Source organism: Amycolatopsis sulphurea (assembly GCF_002564045.1).
Lineage (GTDB): Bacteria > Actinomycetota > Actinomycetes > Mycobacteriales > Pseudonocardiaceae > Amycolatopsis > Amycolatopsis sulphurea.
Genome location: NZ_PDJK01000002.1, coordinates 2,712,343 through 2,733,204 on the forward strand (window position 1 = coordinate 2,712,343; position 20,862 = coordinate 2,733,204).

Here is a 20,862-nt window from a genome sequence, read left to right on the forward strand (position 1 = left end):
ACCAGGCGCGCGAGGCGCTGGAAGGATTCCACAGCCTTGACAAACTCGGCGAGGCAGGTCCGGAAGTCACGCGCGCGCTCGAAACGGCGTTCTCCTGGCTCGCTCCGGACGTCACCTCCGGCGGGTTCACCGCCCTGCCCGCGGCCGAGGGGACCGTGCCGGAATCCAGCAGCCATTCCGGCAGTGATCCGCGCGACGCCGTCGGCGGATTCGTGCAGTCCGGACCCGCCGGCAGCACCGATGCGGGCAGCAGCCTGCTTTCGCCGGAGCCGGACTCCTCCGTGGATCCGGCATTGGCGTACGAGCCGTCTTCTGGCGAATCGTCCGTGGACCTCTCGCTGGCGTACGAGCCGTCGAGCGAAGCCGGCTCGACGGCGGAGGTCACTGCCGTGGCCTACGAACCCAGCGCCAACACGCTGGGCGCGGTGGCCCTGGTGTCGGATCGGTTCCACGCCGAGGGATGGCCCCGGCGGATGTACGAGGCGCACTCCGCTCAGACGCCGGAGCGTGGTGAGGAACCGGTGTACGCCTACCTCGAAGCCGATGAGGACGGGTTCCTCGCCGGGGACGATTACCAGCTGGACCCGGGCGAGGCGGTTGAAGCGTTCCAGGCGAAAGCGCCCGCGATCCTGGCCGAACAGTCGACTCCGCTCCGGATCGTGGTGCTGGACTACGACGGCATGGCCGACGGCTGGCAGCGGGCGGAGGAGTTCGCAAACACGTTCCGTGGAGACGGTCCGTACCGGGAGGTGCACGCGGCGGTCGTGACCACCCGGCACGACGATCCGCCAGGCAAGGACGATTTCCGGTTGGTGTCCACGCCGCGGCCCGGGGACGCGAACGTGACGGTACTGACCAATGCCGAGGACCGGGAGTACGGATTCGATCTCTCGGCGAGCTTGTGGGTTCGCGTCGGTGCCGGGAATTCCACCGCGAGCGCCGAGCGGGTGGCGATTTCCGTTTACGTGGACGAAACCCAAGCCATTTCCCGGGAAGGTTTCGTACCGTCCTACTGGCGGATGGAGGAAGGCCAGACCCCGCTGCTGTGGGTCTACCTGGAAGTGGCCCCGTCCGGGGACTACCACGTCCAGTTCTCCGGTGGCTCGCGCCGTGAGCTGACGCCGGAGCAGACCGCGGGCGAGCTGTTCGCGAATCCGGACTTCCGGGCCGCGATCGAGGGTCCGGTGCGGCCCGCGTTGAGCGTGGTCAGCCGGGACAATTCGCCGGAGGCGCCGCAGCGGACGCACAGTGCGCGGTTCCTGGCGGAGTTGTTCCGGCTCAGCGGTGGCCGGTGGGAGTCCAGCAGCTACGTGGGCAAGGCCGGTTTCACCAATTGGGGACCGCTGGTCATCGATCTGCAGAGCGGGTTCGTGACCCAGCCGACGCCGTATGAGCGGGCGGAGGTGTTCCATTCGGGTTCGGTGTTCGGTTTTCCGTCGGCGGGGGGTTGGTCGCGGGCGGAGATGAGGGCGTTCGCGGAGCAGGTCCGGCTGGGGCAGGTTCGCAGCGATGTGTGGGGTGCGGCGGATCCGGTCTTCGTGCTGGCTTCCGGTTCCGGCCCAGGCACTCAGGTTTCGCACGCAGGGGGTTTTGTCACCGAGGAGAACGGTTACTGGGTGGCGAATGCGCTGGCGGCGCGGCGCGAGTTCGGTGATCTGATGATGGGCGGGCATGAGCTGGCGGGCGAGGCTCGGCCGATTGTGCTGGTGGTGCCGCATAGTGGTGATCGCTGGGAATTCGGGAGCTTCGGCTTCGACTTCACCTCTGCGTTGCACGGGTTCGCTGATTTCCGGCCGGTCTATGCGGTGGTCGGCGATGCGGGTCCACAGTGGAATGTGGCTGCTCCGCCGTCGTTGGCTTTGGTGTCGATGCCGCGTGGTGACAACGATCTGGATCTGATGGCGTTCTACGCGCCGGATGGTTCGTCGCGGGTGCTGCTGGTGCGTACACCGGGTGACGAGCAACTGGTCGAGCAATTGAAGGAGTGGACGCTCGCCAGCTCCACGGACGGGCTGATGTCGATCGGCCTGCCGGACGGAACTGCCCCAGCACCATGGCACGGCACGGAGAAGCCGCCGGTGTTCGTGGTGTTCCGAAGCTCGGACGGTGGGTATCACGGGCGGTACCGAGGTGGGCTGGTCAAGCTGAGCCCGGATGAGCTGGCCGGTGTGCTCCGTCATTCGGCGACGCTGCGGGCTTTGCTCGGCCGGGGCGACGCGGATACGGACCTTTCGCGTGGGCAGGAGCCGTCGATCGTGCTGGCGCCTTACGGGGGGCCGTTGCTGGATCGTCCGGCGATGGTGGCGGGTATTGCCGCGGGTGGATTTTCGCGGACGGTTCATTCCTCCGGCGGGGAGTTCGGATTCCACGCGGACGGCACGGTGTCCTCCACCGAGGCGGGGTTCGTTTCCACGCCGCCGGCCGATCCCGAGCCGGACCAGGTGGTCAGGTACCCCGCGGTCGCGAAGGACGGAAAGGTCGTCGGGGAGTACTTCCCGTCCGACGAAGGCGACGAGGCCAAGGACGCCAAGCTGACCGCGACCGACCGGCCGGACCAGAAGTGGCACTACCTCCGCGAGATCGTCGACAGCCACCACAACCACCACATCGACGTCGACATGCTGGCGCCGATCGATACCGGGGTGTGGCGGCTGGAGGGCCACGGCGTGCGTCGCGGGATGGTCTTCGCGTTGCGAGGCCCGGGGTTGCGCATCAAGGGCGACTTCGTGACGCTGGCCGGGAGTCCCGGGGCGCGGGTGCTCTACGGCGGCACCACCTTCCGCGCGGCGCACCCGGATCGGTCGCCGCGGCTGGCCTTCGACGTGTGCCATGTGAATCGGCCCTTCGTCCCGGCCGATCGTGGCGGGAAGCCGGCCGCCGCGTCGATTGTCGAAGCGTGGAACCTCGACCTGCCGGATCGCCCGGTGTCGGGCGGAACCGCGGCGAGCGAGGTGCTGGAGCTGCGACCAGGCGGGATACGCAAGATCCTGCGTGGCGGCACCCTCGGCGAGGTCGGGGTCCCGCCGGACGAGCAGATCCAGGTCGCGGTCTCGGAACTCACCACTGAGTCCATCGAGGACCTGCGACTGGAGCTCCCGCCCGGCCAGGACACCATTTCCGGCCACGGCAAGGATCTGCAGGCAATCGCGCGCCGGACCGCGCGGGCGTCGGCGGGCCGGGCTCGTCCGGAGGTCCATGCGCCGCTGCCGTCGGTGACGATCGTGGCCGGGCCGGAGGTGCTCGCCGAGGCCGAGGCCATCCGCGAGGAATTCGGGCGGCAGGTCGAGGCGGACGCGACGGCCCTGAAACGGGTCTTCGGCCTGCGGTTCGATCCGGCGGAGGTGCCGGTCCGGGTGATCGAGACCGACGACGCGGACGCGGCCCGGGCGCTCACGATCCAGGTGCACCTGCCGGAGATCGCGAAGCCGGCCAAGCACAGTGGTACCCAGCCGACGGGACCCAGCGACCCCCGGGCACGGTCGGGTGGCTCGCCGGACAGCCCGGCGCTGGTGGCCGAGGCGTTCTCGGACCTGTCGCTGCGGGTGACACCGGAGTTCTCTCCGCCAGGCGGCGAAGTGCCGGGCGCCGTGGTCCTGACCTCGGACCGGGCCGGCACCGCCGGATGGCCCCAGCGGATGCATGACGCACACGCCCATCCGGCGAGCACCGGCGAAGCGGCCGAACGTGGCCTGGAACCGGTGTACGCGTACCTCGAAGCCGGGCGGACCGGGTTTGTCGTCGGCGCGGATCGCGAGCTGAACGCCCGCGAGGCAGCCGCGGCCGTCTGGCGGGCGATGCCCTCGATCGCCGACCAGTCCACCAGGATCAGGCTCGTGGTGCTGGCCGAGTCCGGCGTGGCGGACGGTCTTGCTCGCGCCGCCGCGTTCGTCGAGGCGTCCCGGCATCAGGGGCTTCCGTACCAGGATGTGCGCGTGGCGGTGGTCTCCGACCTGACGGCGGATCCGCCAGCGGAGCACGATTTCCGGCTGGTGTCCGTGCCTGAGCCAGGGGACGCCCGGATTTCCGCGCTGGTCAACGCCGAAGGCCGCCGGTACGCCTTCAGCCTCGCGGCCGGCGACTGGGCCCGCGACAGCGCCCCGAACTCGACCACGAGTGCCGAACGCTGGGCCTTCCACGTCTATGTGGACGAGTTCCGCGGGTCGGTCGATCATCGTCTCGTACCGTCCTATTGGCGGTTCGAGGACGGCCAGACCAAGCCGCTGTGGATCTATCTGGACGCCGCGGGTGCCGACAACTACGACGTCGACATCACGACCGGGCTCAGCCATGAGCTGACGCCGGAGCAGACCGCGGGCGAGTTGTATGCGAATCCGGACTTCCGGGCGGCGATCGAGGGTCCGGTGCGGCCCGCGGTGAATGTGGTGACCCGGGACAATTCGCCGGAGGCGCCGCAGCACACGCACAATGAGCGGTTCCTGGCGGAGCTGTTCCGGCTCAGCGGCGGCCGATGGGAGTCCGTCAGCTACACGGGCAAGGTCGGCTTCGATGCCTGGGGCCCGCTCACGGTCGACCAGCTGAGCGGGTTCGTGACCCAGCCGACGCCGTATGAGCGGGCGGAGGTGTTCCATTCGGGTTCGGTGTTCGGTTTTCCGTCGGCGGGGGGTTGGTCGCGGGCGGAGATGAGGGCGTTCGCGGAGCAGGTCCGGCAGGGACGGGTTCGCAGCGATGCGTGGGGTGCGGCGGATCCGGTCTTCGTGCTGGCGTCCGGACCTGCCGGGGTGGGTACCCAGGTTTCGCATGCGGGTGGTTTTGTCACCGAGGAGAACGGTTACTGGGTGGCGAATGCGCTGGCGGCGCGGCGTGAATTCGGTGATCTGATGATGGGCCGGCATGAGCTGGCGGGCGAGGCTCGGCCGATCGTGCTCGTCGCGCCGCACAGTGGTGATCGCTGGGAATTCGGGGGTTTCGGTTTCGATTTCACTTCTGCGTTGCACGATTTCGCCGATTTCCGGCCGGTGTATGCGGTGGTCGGCGGTACGGGTCCACAGTGGAATGTGGCGGCTCCGCCGTCGTTGGCTTTGGTGTCGATGCCGCGTGGTGACAACGATCTGGATCTGATGGCGTTCTATGCGCCGAATGGTTCGTCGCGGGTGCTGCTGGTGCGTTCGCCGGGTGACGACCAGCTGGTCGAGCAGCTGAAGGAATGGGCGACCGAAAGCTCCGACAGCGAGCTGATGTCGATCGGCTTGCCCGAGGGGATGGCCAAGGCACCGTGGAATGGCACGCGCAAGCCGCCGGTATTCGTGGTGTTCCGGAGCGTCGCAGGCGGATATCAGGGTCAGTGGCGTGGTGTGCCGGTCAACCTGAGCCCGGATGAGCTGACCGGTGTGCTGCGACACTCGGGATCGCTGCGGGCTTTGCTCGGCCGCGGTGACGCGGAACTGGACTTCACGCGTGGGCAGGAGCCGTCGATCGTGCTGGCACCCTATGGGGGGCCGTTGCTGGACCGTCCGGTGATGGTGGCGGGTATCGCCGCCGGCGGGTATTCGCGGACGGTTCATTCCTCCGACGGGGAGTTCGGATTCCACGCGGACGGCACGGTGTCCTCCACCGAGGCGCGGTTCGTCTCCACGCCGCCGGACGATCCGGAGCCGGACGACGTGGTCAGGCAGCCGGTGTACGGGAAGGGCGGAAAGATCGTCGGGGAGTCCTTCCCGTCCGACGACGGCGACGAGGCCAAGGACGCCAAGCTGACGGCGACCGAAAAGCCGGAAAGCCAGCGGACCTACTGGCGCAGGAGCGTCAGCGAGAAGGCCGGCGGCGAGCAGGACGTCGAGATGCTGGCCCCGCTCGCCGAGAACTACTGGCGGTGGCAGGGGCATGGCCTGCGCCACGGGATGGTCTTCGCGCTGAAGGCTTCGGCGTTGCGGGCCAAGGGCGACTTCGTGACGCTGGCCGGGTTGCCCGCGAAGCGGGTTCTCGCCGGTGGCTCGTTCTTCCGTGCGGCGAATCCGGATCGCACGCCGTCAGTGGCCTTCGACGTATGCCATGTGAACCAGCCGTACGTGCTAGTCGATCGTGGCGGACAGCCGGTCGCCGCGTCCATTGTGGACGCTTGGCGGCTCGACTCGGCGCACCCGGTGCCCTCGGCGATCGCCCCGAGCGACCTGCTGGAGCTGCGCCCCGGCGGCGTGCGCACGGTGCGGAACGGGGGCGCCCTCGGCGAGGTCGGCGTGCCGCGGGAGGAGCAGCTCCAGATCGAGATCTCCGATCTCTCGGCCGAGTCCATCGAGGACCACCGGCTGGAGTTCGAGCCCGGTCAGGACACCACGTCCGAACAGCAGCGCGCGGCCCTGATACCGATCATGCGGAGGACCGCGATCGCCGCGGCAGGCCGCGCTCTGCCGGGGGCCGAGGGCGGGCCGCCGTCGGTGACGATCGTGGCCGGTCCTGGCACGGCCGGGCACGCCGAGTCCGTCCGCGAAGTGTTCAGCCGGTTCATCGGGTCCGATGCCCTGGGCATGGAGCGGGTCTTCGGCCTGCGATTCGACCCGGCGACGGTGGCGATCCGGGTGATCGAGACCGACGACGCGGCCGCGGCCGGCTCGGTGACGGTCCAGGTGCACCTGCCGAAGATGACGAAACGGCCGAAGATCGGCGGCGGCAGCCGACCATCGGGCCCCAGCATCACCAGGGCGCCTTCGGGCCGCACCAGACTGACGCCTGCCGAAGAAATCGCGGTCCTGCTGGCGCCCGGTGCAGGGCTTGCCGCCGATTCCGGCCATAGCGTCGACAGTTCCAGTGACGAGGATTCGGCTTCGGATGCCGGGTCCGCGATGGTCAGTGATTCCGCGCAGTACTCTGCGGCCGGTGCGGTCCGGCCGGCTGCCGGTGTCGCTGCCTATGGCACAAGCAGCGGACCGTCCTCGACGGTGGACTCCGATTCCGACGCGGGTCGGCTGGACCGTGTGCAGGTCGGCGCGGAGTTGAGCCGGTCGCGTACGGCCGATCCGGCTGATCCTTCGGTGGAGGAGGAGATTCGCGAGCTGGCGGAGATGTTGCGGGCGTCGGCCCGGTTCCAGCTTGAGGATGCGCTGGATGTGCCCGAAGTGGGGATCACCGGCCCGCAGCCCGATGCGGAGCGGGTGGCCGCCATGTTGCGGACCGAACTCGGCAATGACCCGGTGCTGCCGGCCATCACAGTGACCCCGGGCGGGCCGGGTCCGGTCGTGCTCGACGTGTCGGTGCCAGTGGTTCCGCGCAGCATGTCGGAGTTCGGTCCTGGTGCGAGTGTGTCGGGGGCGGTCAGTTTCGACTCCGGCACTGTTTCGGAACGGGACAGCTGGGCGCGGGTTATTGCCGCGCTGCCCCCGTCCAAGAAGGCGAAACAGCCGTTCTACGTTTTCGCGCACGGTGATCGGGACGGGTTCTTGGTTGGTGGGGTGCGTGTTGGTGTGGCGACGCTGGCTCGGCATGTCCGTAATTCACCGGCGTACCTTCGGTATGCGGCTGATGATCCCGAGGTGCCGGTTTACCTGGCTGCTGCGGATCCCGCGTATCCGGCTGAGTCGATCCGGGCGGGCGAGGAGTTCTCTGCCGAGCTGCGGGCTGATGGGCCGTTCCGTGCGGTGTTTGCGGCGACGGTTCTGCCGGAGTTCGACGCGTCGGGCCGGACCGCCCTGGCTGACGGTGGCGCTTTCTCGCTGGTCGCCGAGGTCCGGCCGGACGATGTGAAGTGGGAGCGGCTGGTTCAGGCGGACGGACGCCGGTTCGGCATGGGCTATGTTTCGCCGTTTTTCATGCCAGATATGACGATCGGGCAATTCCGGAGCGGCGCGACGAAATATAGTTCGCGGTTTGTCTACCAGACCTATCGGGACAGTCAGGGCAAGGAACAGACCCGGGAGGTGCTGACACCCTACGCGGCGGAGCTGGACGGCACCCGAACCCCTCCGGTCGAGATCGTCCTGTCCGTGATCGCCAGCCGGGCCATCCTTCTGCTGACGGATAATACGGAGTTGGGCTTCCTTCCGGGGAAGACGGGCAAGTTGTTGCTGGGGTCCTCGCTCTTCGGGATGCTCACCGCAGGCCCTGTTCGTCCGTCGCTGGTGCTGTTCACCCGGGACAACCGCACGCAGCCCGGTGCCTACAGCGACTTTAATGCCGATCTGCTGCGCCGGATAAACGAGCTGGACGGCCCGTGGTCCACTTGGGACTATGCGGGCGATTCCGGCTACCGGCGGAATCTGCCCGTTCGGCGAATGCCCGAGGGTGCGTCGTTCCGGGCGAGCGCACCGTTGTCGATGGACGAGGTGGTGCACGTTTCGGCCGGCCCGGTGTTCGGTTTCCCGCTCTCTGGTGGTGCGGAGAGTGTCGCGCAGCAGCGGGCGGTGCTGGAGGCGCTGGGTGCCTGGCTCACGGCCCGGGCCGCGGCCGGTGAGCGGGTGCCGGTGGTCGTTGTGGTGGATTCGCCGGATGGTTCGTTCGCCAGGGTTGAGGCGGACCGTAACGGTGTGGTGCTGGAGCGGGGCGGCCGGCAGCTTGTGCAGATGTTGTGGGACTTCCCGCCGTTCCGCCGGCAGTTGGAGGCAGACCCGGAACGGTGGGTGGTGCTGGTCGCCCGGGATGGTGCGGTCCGGGTGAATTTCGGTGGTCTTGGTTTCGATTTCGCTGGTGCGTTGCGCGCCAAGCGTTTCTATGGGGATGTTTTCTCGGTTTCCGGTGATGCTGCTGTCCGGCCGGACGGGATCGAGTTGGCCGATGGTGCGAAGTATGTGTCGGTATCGGTGTTGCGGGCGGGTGATCTGTGCTTCAGTGCACTGGTGAACCGCGATGGTCTTTCTGTCGGGTTGCATTTGCGGACTCCGGGGGACGACGTGCAGCACGCGCGGGTCAAGGCGTGGGCCTGGAACGCGACCGGCGATCAGCTGCGTACACACCAGGTGATCGTCGACGGAGCCGAGAGCACGGTGAACTCGACCTGGACTGTGCTTCCCTTTTTCATTCTGGTGAATGTGGGCAATCGTGGCTTCCTGGGCGAGCGGCTCGACGGCCGGCCCGTCAAGCCCCTCCAGCCGGCCCTCGGCCGGGCTTTGCGTGCTGAGGCAGTCGTTCGGGACAGCCTCGGCCAGAATGGCGGCTTCCGTCAGCGGGCACTCGTCTGGGGTTCGCTGAACGGCCGGCCACTCGTTGATCGGGGTATTGTCGGCAGTTTCGCTGCGGGTGGCTACCAGCGGGTGAATTACCTGGGCACGGTCACGCTCGCCGACGATGGTGGAATCGCCGTTCAGGGCGCGGATTTCGCCGCCTCCATGCCGAGGCCCCCCAAGCCGGAGGACCACATTTCGCACGCCATCGCCAACCGGCGGATGGGTACTTTCGGGGCGTACTGTCCGCTGGACAACACCGACGCGCATGACATGGAACGTGCTGCGTGGACCCGAGACGAGATCGGGCTGTACTACTTCTCTCAAGGACGTTCCGGAACTATCGGGGGTCGCTGGCGCAGGGTGCGGTACGGTCCTTACCTCATGCCGTCGGCGTTGAGTGGAAATCCGATCTGGATGACCGACGGCCACGGTAATAACAACGGTTTCCTTCGTGCGTTGAAGAGCGATCATCCGTTGCAATACGGGGATTCTCTCCTGCTGGACGGCAGGTCCGCGGCCCGGGTCGATTTCGCCGGCGATGTCTATGGACGCGCGAATTACCGTCGCGACGCGCAGATCCTGCACGGTGAGTGCTCGGTGAGACGCCCCCTCCCGGAGACGGGGAACTCGCCCGCCGGTGACTACCTGCTGGAGTGGCGAACGCTCGTCGTGCGGCAGGTCGAGGGTATGGGCGCGACGGAAGAGATATCACCTACCCGCACCATCGGTGACCTCAGCGTGCTCGACGGCGGGTCCTTCGTCAGTGCTTCGCCGGACGCCGACACATCCGCCCCGAACATCCTGCTTGCCGATTTCGTGCCGAGCCGGATCGAACCGCTGACGATCGGGTTCGCCTCGCGCAGCGTGACGATCCCCGGTGACCAGGTGGAGCCGGTGCAGGAACTCGGCCGGCGCATCGTGATGGCGGCTGCGGGGCGTGGCTGGTTCGAGGCCGGCCAGCTGGAGATCACCGCCACCGGTAGCGGCCGCGGCGGGCAGGCGCAGCAGCGGGTCGACGCGGTGGTGAAGCTGCTGGAGGAGGCGGTCAGCGAGGGCTTGACACGGCTGGGCCGGTTGCGGGCCGACGTTCTGGTCGATGACCTTATTCTGGATGTCAAAACCCGTGACGGTGCCGATTCCGAGGTGACCATTGAGGTCGTGCTGCCCCCGGACGCGCGGGTGGCCCGGGCGCGGGAGGCGGTGGAGCGATTCGACGGCTCCGTACTCGGCGAGGACGCCGTGGAAATCACGCGCGCGCTCGAAGCAGCGTTCGCCTGGCTCGCTCCGGGCACCACCGGCACGCTTGCCGGCCTGCCTGCGGACGTCGGGACGGAATCCGGTAGTGACTCCAGCAGCGACTCGGACGAAGACAGCGACGCCCGGCTTTCGCCGGAGGCGGAGGAGATCGTTGGTTCGCCGGTCCGCAGCGCACCGCCGGCGGCGCGGTTCGCGGCGGACCCGAGGGACCGGGTCCGCGGCACCGAGACTTCCGGCAGGCTTGGCTCGACGGTGGAGGACAACGACACCGACACTGACGCCGACGACGACAGTGACGGCACCGGGATCGACAGCGGCCCCGATGACGACAGCGACCCGGACGACACGGGGCCGAAGCGCCCCAGCAGCTCCGAGAACGCCGCACCCGAGGACAGCGCGGACGACACGAGCGATACGGCTTCGCCGGTCGGCTCCACACAGTCGCGCGTCCCGGAGGCCCGCAGCGTGCCGGTTTCCACACGTGCTGACGGTTCGGCGAGCAGCGTCACCGTGAGCCCGGCACCCCCGTCGCCGGCCATCACCGGGCGGGTACCCGCGGACCAGGTCGCGGCGGACGACATCGCGTGGCTACCGCTGAAGAACGCGCACGGGCGGGAAAGCGTGCTGAGCCTGCCGATCGGAGATGACAGCGCGCAGTATCTCACCGGCGAAGTCGGCAAGTACACCGATCTCGGCGAGCGGCTGTATGCGGTGGAGTACACCGACGAAAACGGTGTGACCACGCATCGCGAGGTGGACGCCGCCTGGGCCGACGATCGCAATGTCGTGCGCTTGATGTTGTCGGCAGTCGACGGGCAGTTCGAGGTTCCTCTCAACGACGGCCGCTACGCACTGCTCACGCCCCGGGAATTGGCCGACCGGTTCGTGGCCAGCCGGCAAGTGCAGCGGATGGTCGCCGGACCGGTCCGTCCGACGCTGGTCGTGGTCACCGACGATTTCCCGGCCGAGCCGGGCGACCCGTCGCCGAACGAGGCGTTCCGGGAGCGGTTGTTCGAGCTGACCGGGTACTGGCGGTTCTTCCACTACGCCGGCGACATCAGCCACCTCTCCTCCGGCGTGCTCTCGGTCAAAACCGAGTTCACCGAGGGCCCGGCGCCCACGCTCGCGAATGTTCGGAGCGTGTCGTGGGGGGCTGGCATCAGCTTCGGTCGCCGGATCCCGGCGGTCATCGAGGGATCGAACCCGATCGTCGTGGGAATGCAGGGCACCGATCGTTTCGCCACGATCGAACTGGCCGATCGCCCGGTCGAGCTGGGCGGCGGACGCGTCGAATTGTCCGGCACGCCGGTAGGCGAGCTGGCGCTGAACGATCCCGGCATTCTTGAGCTGCTCGCTCAGCAGCCGGACCGGCCGGTCGTGCTGGACACGGACGTGGCCGAGGTGCTGGTCAATTACGGCGGGTTCGGTTTCGATTTCGCCGGCGCGTTGCGGGCGAAGGGATTCTTCAACGACGTTTACCTTCGCACGGCGGATGGCAGGCTGACCCTGGTTTCGGTGTTGCGCGCGGGCGACCTGCGGACAGAGGTGATCAGGGACTCCTTCGGCACGCCGGTCGGGCTGTTCGTCCGCTACCCGGGTGACGAGGGCATGCTCAACCTGGTGCGGCAGTGGGCGCGCTCCGGCGGAGCCGTTGCCCAGTGGTTCACGGTTGGCGGGCGGTGGGCTTCGGTCGCCTGGTTCGGCCGTCCGGTATGGCTTTTCGCACGCCGCAGTGCCACCGGGTATCTGGGCATCCGCGCCGATGGCGAGCGGCTCGACCTGGTCTCGGCCGCCCTGGCTCAGGGGCTGGGCGATGAGCCGGTCGTCCGTGAGATCGCGGGCACTTCCGGCGTCGGCACCGGTGACGAGTCCACGTCGCGGCCGTTCCTTCTGGCGACCTTCGGTGGCCCGGTGATCGGGCTGGCCGAGTTCGCCGCAGGGTTCGTGCCGCCGGGCTACTCGCGGGCCGTCTACGGTCCGCGGGGTGAGTTGGTTTTCGCCCCCACGGGGCGGTTCGAGATGCGCGGTGCCGTGGACTTCGAGCGGATCGCCCCGGCCGTACCCGGGCCGGAGAACCTGGCCGATTACGACCGGGCGAACGGCAAGCTGGGCCTGCAGGGCCGGTTCTACCCCTCGAATGCCTTCGACCGCGCGCGTTTTAGCCTGGTCGCCGCACAAGACGAGCCGATCAACAACCGGATCTACTTCTCCGGTGAAATGTACATCGACGGCGAAGGCCGTCGTATGATCCGGTCTTTGACTGCCTACCTGGCTCCCGTCAGTGGAGACAACACGTGGGTTGTCGAGTCGCACGGGGGCCGTGACGGGTTCAGGGCAGCGATGACCACGAATCGGCGGAACCGCCTCGGTGACCAAATCTGGCTGGCCGGTGCGCCGGGTGCGGCCGCGATTTCCGGCAGTCAGGCATTCCGCCAGGCCCTGCCACACGGGGATGCCGAGCTGACGTTGATCGCCTGCTCCATGGATATGACGTTCGATGGCGGACAGGCGAGCGCGGCGTATCGGCTCATGGACAGCTGGGACCGGGACCGGCCACTGCGGAAGGCGGTCGCCTCGCCCGAGGTGTTCTCGCTGGACATGGCCGGACGACCGAGCCGTTTGATCGAGAACTTGGGCCACCTCCGCGAAGTACGTGCGCCGGGTGTACCGCAACTAGAACCGATTCCGCTGAGCGACCTCGCCGCGAACCAGCTCCAGGCGACCTTGTTCGACGGCGTCGATGAGTCGAGCCTGCGGTCAACGGCCCGCAAGTTCGCCCGAGCGACCGCGTGGCGGCAGCGGCGCAACGTCGAGCTGCCGCTGGCCCGGAGCACCGGCTACGGCGCCGACCAGGCGGCTGCCGAGAATGCGGCAGACCGGACCGCGGCGATCTTCCGCGCGGAGTACGACCTTGAGGCGGCTCGTCTGGCGGGTCTGGGCTTGCCGGTGCCGCAGGAGCCTGCGTTGAGCACCGCCGCCGTGGTGGACCCGCGGGGTCGGGCCGGGGGCCTGTTGCAGACCTACTTCGCCCAGTACGAACTGGGGCAGGCCGCGCTGGACGCGGTCGACATCGAAGCGATCACCCGCGCGTTCGCCGCACTCGAACCTGGGCCTGCGCCGACCGCGAACCCGGCGAATACCGCTGTGTCCCAACGCGGGCCGGTCGGTTTGTCGCCGCGCGGGGAATGGTCCTCCCCGCATCAGTTCGGTCCGGATGTGCGGGTGATCTCCAGGGCGAGCTTCCAGACCGAGGAGGGCGCGCGCGATTTTATGCGGGTCAACCTGCCGCTAGTGCTGGAAGTGAACCCGAATCTGGGCGACGAGGCTTTCCGGGACAACTGCGGAAACTCTGTGGTGGCGGTATACAACACCATTGTGCATGGCCGCGTTTTTGAAGCGAATCCGGATGATTACGGCCGGTATGGGGAAGACCTGGAACGCGCGTTCGGATCACGGTTCGTCCAGCGTGGTGGCTTCGACGAGATAACCCGGATCTTGTTGACGGTACCGCCGGACACGCATGGCGTGCTGCACTACTTGACCCTGGCTGATCCCCAGGATAATTATTCCCATGCGACGATTTCGCATTATGTGAACGTGTACCGGGATCCGGATGGTGTGGTCATCTTCATCGATGGCCAGGCCGGGTTGCCCGCGTCCTTGCCGACGGAGACGAACAACTTCTGGTTGATGATGATCCCGCCGGCGAGGCCGGGTGACGAGCCGATCGTCTTCCTCGACGATGACGCGCTCGACGAGGTCAATGCGGTCCGCGATCCGTACCGGCTTGAGCAGGACGACGATGCGGAGCCGGCGCACGTCACCGGCGAAAGCGAGAACGCCCGGGGTTCCGTCGCGCTCAACCCGAGGGCACGGCCGTTCCGGGCCGGGGCGCCCGAAGCCGGGGGACCGGCCGGCCGAGCGCGGCCGAGCGCGGCCCAAGAGCGGGAGGCGCCCGCTCGAGGGGGCGCTCGGCCCGGCCGGGACCTCGGCGACATCGGTGCCCCACCGACCGTCCTGCCCAGGCCGGACGGGCTGCCGAACCAGTTGTCCGACCTGCGGACGCAAGCAGTCGTCGGTGTCGGCGGCCGTGGCTGGTACTACCCGGCCCCGGGGCAAAGCAGGCGCGATGCGCTGGTTCACCTCGGGAAGTTGCCCGGGTACGGCGGTGCAGAAGTCCTCGCTGCCACCGTGATACCCGGCACGCGCACGGTCGCCATGTGGCAAGGCTCCCCCGTCCCGTTCGCCGACTTCGCCTACCAGGTGGAGGCGAATGCGCCTGCCATGCTGGCGAGGGCCACAGCCGAGTCGCCCCATGGCACCCCGCACCTGGTGCTGGCCGTTTCCGGTGGCGTCGAGCTGGGCCGGGCGATCCTTACGCCGGCGGAGAGGATGTCGGTGCTGGCGACCGAAGGCCGGGTCCGGATTGTCGACGACCGCATCGAGTCGGACTCCGAGTGGATCGAACTGCGCCTGCAGCAGCAGGCCTTCCGGACCGGGGAGACCGACGTCGGGGAAGCACTGAACCGCGCCTGGGACAACGCGGCGCGGCACCCCGGGGTAGCGCTGCCACTCCAGACCTACGCCGACCCCGCCGAGCCGGGGGACACCCCGTTGCACCCAGCGCCGCTCCTGAGGCCGGGTGATGCCGTACCCGCGGACCAGGTTGCCCCGCAGGACATCAGCTGGCTTCCGTTGACGAACGCGGACGGCCTGGAGACCGTGCTGACCGTGACCCCTGGCGGAACGCATGCCGATTACCTTTCCGCTCAGGTCGAGCGGTACACCGAACTCAGCGAGCGGTTGTACGCGCTGGCGACCACAGGCGGCAACGGCGAAGTCCAGCTCCGCGAGGTGACCGCCGAGTGGGCCGACGACGCCCGGCTGGTACGCCTGATGTTCGATCTGTACAACGGAGCCATCCCGGTGCCGTTGGCCGATGGCCGGCACAGCTGGCCGACTCCGGCACAGCTGGCCGAAAAGGTCGCCCTCAGTCCGATTTTCGGGCGGCTGACCGCCGGGCCGGTACGTCCGACATTGCTGGTGATGTTCAACGACCTGGCCACCGGGCAGCCCGGCCACCGGGTCGCAGAGGAGTTCCTGACGCGGCTGTTCGAGCTGACCGGACACTGGAACTCGTTCCACTACGTCGGAAAAATCAGTCATCGGATCAATGGCGTGGTGCAGGTGGACCACGAGTTCGCCCGCGGCCCGGTAGTCGACCTGGCCGACGTCCGGCACACCGTGTTCAGTCGGGCGATCGCATTCACCGAATGGCAGCCGGACTCCTTCGAGGTGAACGACCCGTTGGCCGTCGCGGTGCGTGCCCGGTCTCGTGGTGCGCTGATCACCCTGACGAATGGCGCGGGTCTCGCGCTGAACGGCACCAAGCTGGGTGAGCTGGCGCTGCGCGATCCCGGGTCCCAGCGATCGCTGATCGAGGACCAGAACCTGCAGGTGGTGCTGGACACCGACCTGACGACGGTGCGGGTCGACTACGGCGGGCTGGGTTTCGACTTCGCGGGTGCGTTGCGGGCCAAGGGCTTCTTCAACGACGTTTACGTCAAGACCACGGACGGCACCCTGACCCTGGTGTCGGTCCCGCGTGCCGGAGACTTGCGTACGGTGATGGTCGCCGGCCCCGACGGCGAGCATGTCGGCGAGTTCGTGCGGTACCCGGGCGACAAACCGATCCTCGCCGCGGTTCGGCGATGGGCTGCTGCCGGCGGGGCGACCGCCAACCGCTACCTCGTCCTGCGCGATGGAGGGCAGCACCCGGCCGCGTTGCCGTGGCGCCGCCGCCCGGGGTTCCTGTTCGCCCGCCGCACTGCCACTGGCTACCTCGCGTTCCGCACCGACGGCCGGGAACTCGACCTGGCTCCGGCCGAACTCCCCATGTACCTGCGCGATGGGCAGGCACTTCGGGTGATGATGGGGAACACGGGCACTGAAAACGGGTTGGAGGATTCCGAGCTGGCGTTTGTGCTGGCGAGCATCGGTGGTCCGGCGATCGGATTGCCGGAGTTCGCGGCCGGGTTCGCGCCCGCGGGTTACCTCCGGGGGGTCTACGGTGCGCTGGGTGAGCTGACCTTCGGTGCGGATGGCCTGCTCCGCATGCACGGGGACCGGCCGGTCTTCGAGCGGATCGCACCGAGCGCGCCCGACCCGGCGCAGGTGGCGAACTACGGGCATGCGAACGCGCTGCTCGGCACGCGTGGTGAATTCGTCCCCGCGAACCAGTTTGATCGCGCCCTTTTCGCACTGGCCGTTGCGCGGGAGGAACCACTGGACAAACGGATCTACTTCTCCGCCAGAGAAGTACCGGACGGTCACGGTGGCGTCCGGACGGAATACACCGCCTTCCTCACGCCTGCTTCCGCGGACGAGGCCCGCACCTGGTCCTTCCGTGCACACGGCACGGCCGGGAAGGGGTTCTCGTTCTCCATGGCGGCCGCCCGGCCGCACCACCTCGGTGACGTGGTCACGATCGGCGGTCCGCTCAGCGCCATGATCATCGGCAGCCAGGCGTTCCGCCGGGCGTTCCCGTCCGGAGGCGCCGAGCTGCATCTGATCAGCTGTATGGCGAACACAGACACCGGGACAGCGGCGGGCACCTCGGCGTTTCAGGTGCGGCGGCACTGGGACTCGGGAATTCCGCTGCGGAGGGCCGTCGCCCCGGGCGCGATCGTGTTCTTGGACGGGGAGGCCAGACATCGCATAGTCGCTGCCGCCGACCATTTCCGCGAGGTTCGCGCGCCGGGTGACGTGTCCGCGGAACCGATTCAGCTGAGCGACCTCGCGGCGAACGACATCCCGCCGGTCTGGTTCGACGGCTTCGACGAGACGGTCCTGCAGCCCTGCGCCCACTCTGTCGCAAGGTCGGCGATGTGGCGGCTCCACCACAACGTCGAGCAGCCCGTAGTCGAGATCGTCGGGTACGGCGATGACCTGAACACGGCCGAAGTGATGGCGAACTTCGCGACCTCGGAGTTCAAGGACCGTGTCGCGCGGCATCTGGCCGAGCTGGCGGCGCTCGGCCTGCCGGTGCCGGCGGGTGTTCAGGTACGGACCTCGGCGCGGGTCGATGGCCGGCAGGCCGGAGCCGACGTGCGGGTCGGACTCGTTCCGCGCGAGCTGGGGTTGGCGGCGCTGGCGACGAACGATCCGGCCAGGGTCAAGATGGCCTTCGCCGGGCTTTCTTCCCGGTCCGCCCGGCGCCCGGCGCCCGCCGGCCGGCCGCGAGCCCCGAGGGAAATGCAGACCTTCGCCGGGAGCCTCGCCCCCGCCGTTGCGGACTTTGCGGTACACAGCCCGCACGGCGATCACGTGCACGCGGACGACATCCGGTGGCTGACGCCGCGGCCCGAAACCGCCACCGAAGCCGAGGTCCACCTCAAGCCGACCCCGCACGAACTGGGGGAGACGGCGCTGGCTTCGGGCAACCCGGATCAGATCAGGACGGCGTTCGCCGCGCTCGATCGTGGCGGGGTGCCCGACAGCCGGCCGTGGTCGGAGTCCCGGCTGCACGTCGAGGCCCAGGAAGTGAAGGGAAGCTTCGGCGAATACGAAACGCGAATCGCGGAGGAAATGCTCGATCGTGCCGCGCACCCGTATCTCGCGGGCGGGCAGCAGCGCAACGGCGCACAGGAGAAGTTCTGGCAGTATTTCCCTAGTTCGGCCGCCCGGCACGAGGCAGCGGCCGTGCTCGCCGACGTCGTGCGGCGTGGTCCGGAGCCGGCCGAGGCACTGGCCGCGCGGATCGTGGCCGATCTCGATGCCGAGGCGGCGGGTCGCTACCGGAGCGGGCTTCCCGGGGGGACCGGCGGGCCTGATCGACCTGACGAGAAAATGCGTGACCTGGTCGAGTGGGCAGTCACGGAAGAGGCGGACAGTGCGACTGCCGGACTGATCATGGTGCGCCTGAGCGGCCACCGGGTCGGTACCAAAGAATGGTACACGGCATGGTCTGACTACGCGAAAAAAATAACGGAAGTAGAGCGTTCGACGCACTCGGCCGAGCAGTTGCACGAGCTGGCCGTCTGGGCACGCTCCACCGTGGTCGAAGGCGAGCAGGACGCACCGCGGCGGGTCCCCGCCGAGCGTGCTGGGGAAAATGCCCATGTCACCACGTCTGCCTGGGTTCAGGCGAAGGACGCACTGCGGCGGGTCCTCGCCGAGCGTGCTGGGGAAAATGCCCATATCACCAAGTCGGTCTGGGCCCTGGCATGGGCGAAATCCGCGCCGAAGAAGCCTCGTCGCGAAGTGATTTCACCGGAGGAAATGCTCGTCTGGGTCTCGCGGGCTAGGGTCGAGGGTGAGAGCCATAATTTCGGGGTGAGGAAGTTCTTGCGGGGCAAAGGTTACGTGGCGCCCGAGGAGGCGGTGGGCCAGGCACTGCGCAACATCATCGAATGGGATTCCCGCAACCTCGGGGTGACTCTCAGTCAATGGGAGGCGCTGTCCTCGCATGGGTTGGACCCGGCCTACGTCGCACCTGGTGGCGATAGTCTTTTCGCGGCGGCGTTGATGGCGGTTCCGGCCTTGCGGGACCGTTTCGGCACAACGGCGGGCTTGCGGGAGGCGGTGGCCGACGACCTGGCTGGCCGGGTGGTGGAGTTCCCCGGCCATTCGGACTACGCCAAGGCGGTCGACCAGATCCGCCGGACCGGCGGCCGGCCGAAGTGGCTGGAGATCGGGGTGTTGCGGGCGATCGGGCGGATTGCCGAAGCCCGGCTGATCGTGATGGACGAGGCCGGGGTGGGGCATGCGGTCGTGCGGGAGGTCCCCGCGGGCACCTCGGACGCGACGCTGCTTTACCGCGAGACAGACGGCGGGCACTACTTGGGCACGGTGCCGAAGGTGACGGCGCAGCAGCCGTCTGCGCCTGCGGAAAGCAGCGCCGGGACGAGGCGGGCGCACGACGGCGACGGCGACGATCGCAGTGCGAAGCGGCACCAGAGCACAGCGCCGCCCTCGGCGGCTCCGGCCGCGGAGCCGCGTGCCGAGCAGGTTCCGTTGCTGCGCGAGGGTGAACCCGGGGTCCACCGGCGGCTGGTGGAGCAGGGGATTTCCGAGTTCTCCCGGGCAGGCGAGGAGCCCTCCGGTGATCTGCTGGTGCAGCGGGTGCTGCAGCACCACCGGATGGCGCCCATCCCGGCGCTGGACGACGCGGTGCCGTGGCGTGCCGCGGATGATCCGCTGCATCGGGTCTACCGGCTGCTGGCGGACGAGAACGGGAATGTCCATCCCGAGGTGGCGAGCCGGGCCGGCGAGGTCAGAGTGAAAATGGTGGGGACCAGGAGCCTGCTGAAGAAGCTCGCGCGAGATCCGCGTGATGCCCGACTGCCGGAAAGCTCCGCGCGAGAGCTGCCCGCGGTGTGGCCGGCGCTGGAGGAACACGTGGCGGCCGAGGTGCGGCGGGTGCTTCGGGGCGAGCGACTGTCCACTCCAGACGTTCGCACCGGTGAAGTGCGTGCCCACCACGTTCGCTGGTTCGAACATGCCGTGGTGGGGCAGCAGGGATTGTTCCTGGCGAAGTCGCCTGCCGAGCAGCCCCGCCACGAGCGGCCGTCGTTGCTGAACGGGCGGATTCTGCGGCCGTTGTACATGGGTGCGGTGCTGGAGGGCGAAGCGGCCGAGAAGGAATGGGCGGAGCGGCATCCGGAATTCCCGGGTTACGCAATGGATCTTTACCCGGCCGAGGACGACGACGGAAAGAAAAAGGGAACGGCCAGGAACAAGCCGAGGCCATTCTTCACCATGGCTGCCGAAGGAGCGGCCAGCTCCACCGCGTTCGCCAACACCGCGTTGACCGACCCCACCGAGATCCCGGTGCGGTTGCGGCGGTCGGACCTCAGCGAGCTGGAGATCGACCAATCCGCCGTCAACGCGCGGTTCGTCAATTTCGAGGTCCGGGTCCCGGTGCCCGGCGGCAGCGTGCGGTGGCTGCGGATCGCCGCCTTGGTGGCGTTCGAGAACGCATTCGACCCGGAGATCAACCCGCACGGGCTGGTCATCGCGGACTACAGCGACAAGTACGTCAGCAGGCTCGACAACGACGAGGCTCAGATCAAGACAGAGCCGGCCGAGAACGTGCCGGCCGAGGACAACCTGCCGGTGCACCGGATGCTCACGTTGCTGCCGGTGGACTGGCGGAAGTTCCTGGGAGCAGAGAGCATCACCGACGGCACCATGGAGCGTTTACGGGGCGAGGCCGGTGCGGTGGTGAGCGAGTTCCTGGCCGTGCCCACCGCCGGGGACGGCCGATCGCGGCAGCAGGACGCCTTCGATCTGGTAGTGGACCAGGTCGCGGTGCGGCTGTGGCAGCTGTCGCTTTCGGGTACACCGGCGGCCACGGCACGAGAGCGGGCCGGCGGATTGGCCAGAACACTGGCCGGACGGGTCCGGGCTGCCGGCCTGGCCGTGACACTGGGCGCGTTTCCTGCCCCGATGACTCCGCGGCAAAGCGACTGAAAGAGTGAGGCACCATCATGGA

The 20,862-nt window shown here is 68.4% G+C and carries 1 protein-coding gene (only partly in view); it reads left to right on the forward strand.

Annotated elements, in window-relative coordinates:
- A protein-coding gene (locus tag ATK36_RS18480) for a scabin-related ADP-ribosyltransferase (protein WP_141544481.1) crosses the window boundary here: on the forward strand, positions 1–20,840 show its 3' portion. It extends 64,006 nt beyond the left edge of the window; only the last 20,840 of its 84,846 coding nucleotides appear in the window; its start codon lies beyond the left edge, outside the window; it ends in the stop codon at positions 20,838–20,840.
- Positions 20,841–20,862: the final 22 nt, after the last annotated feature.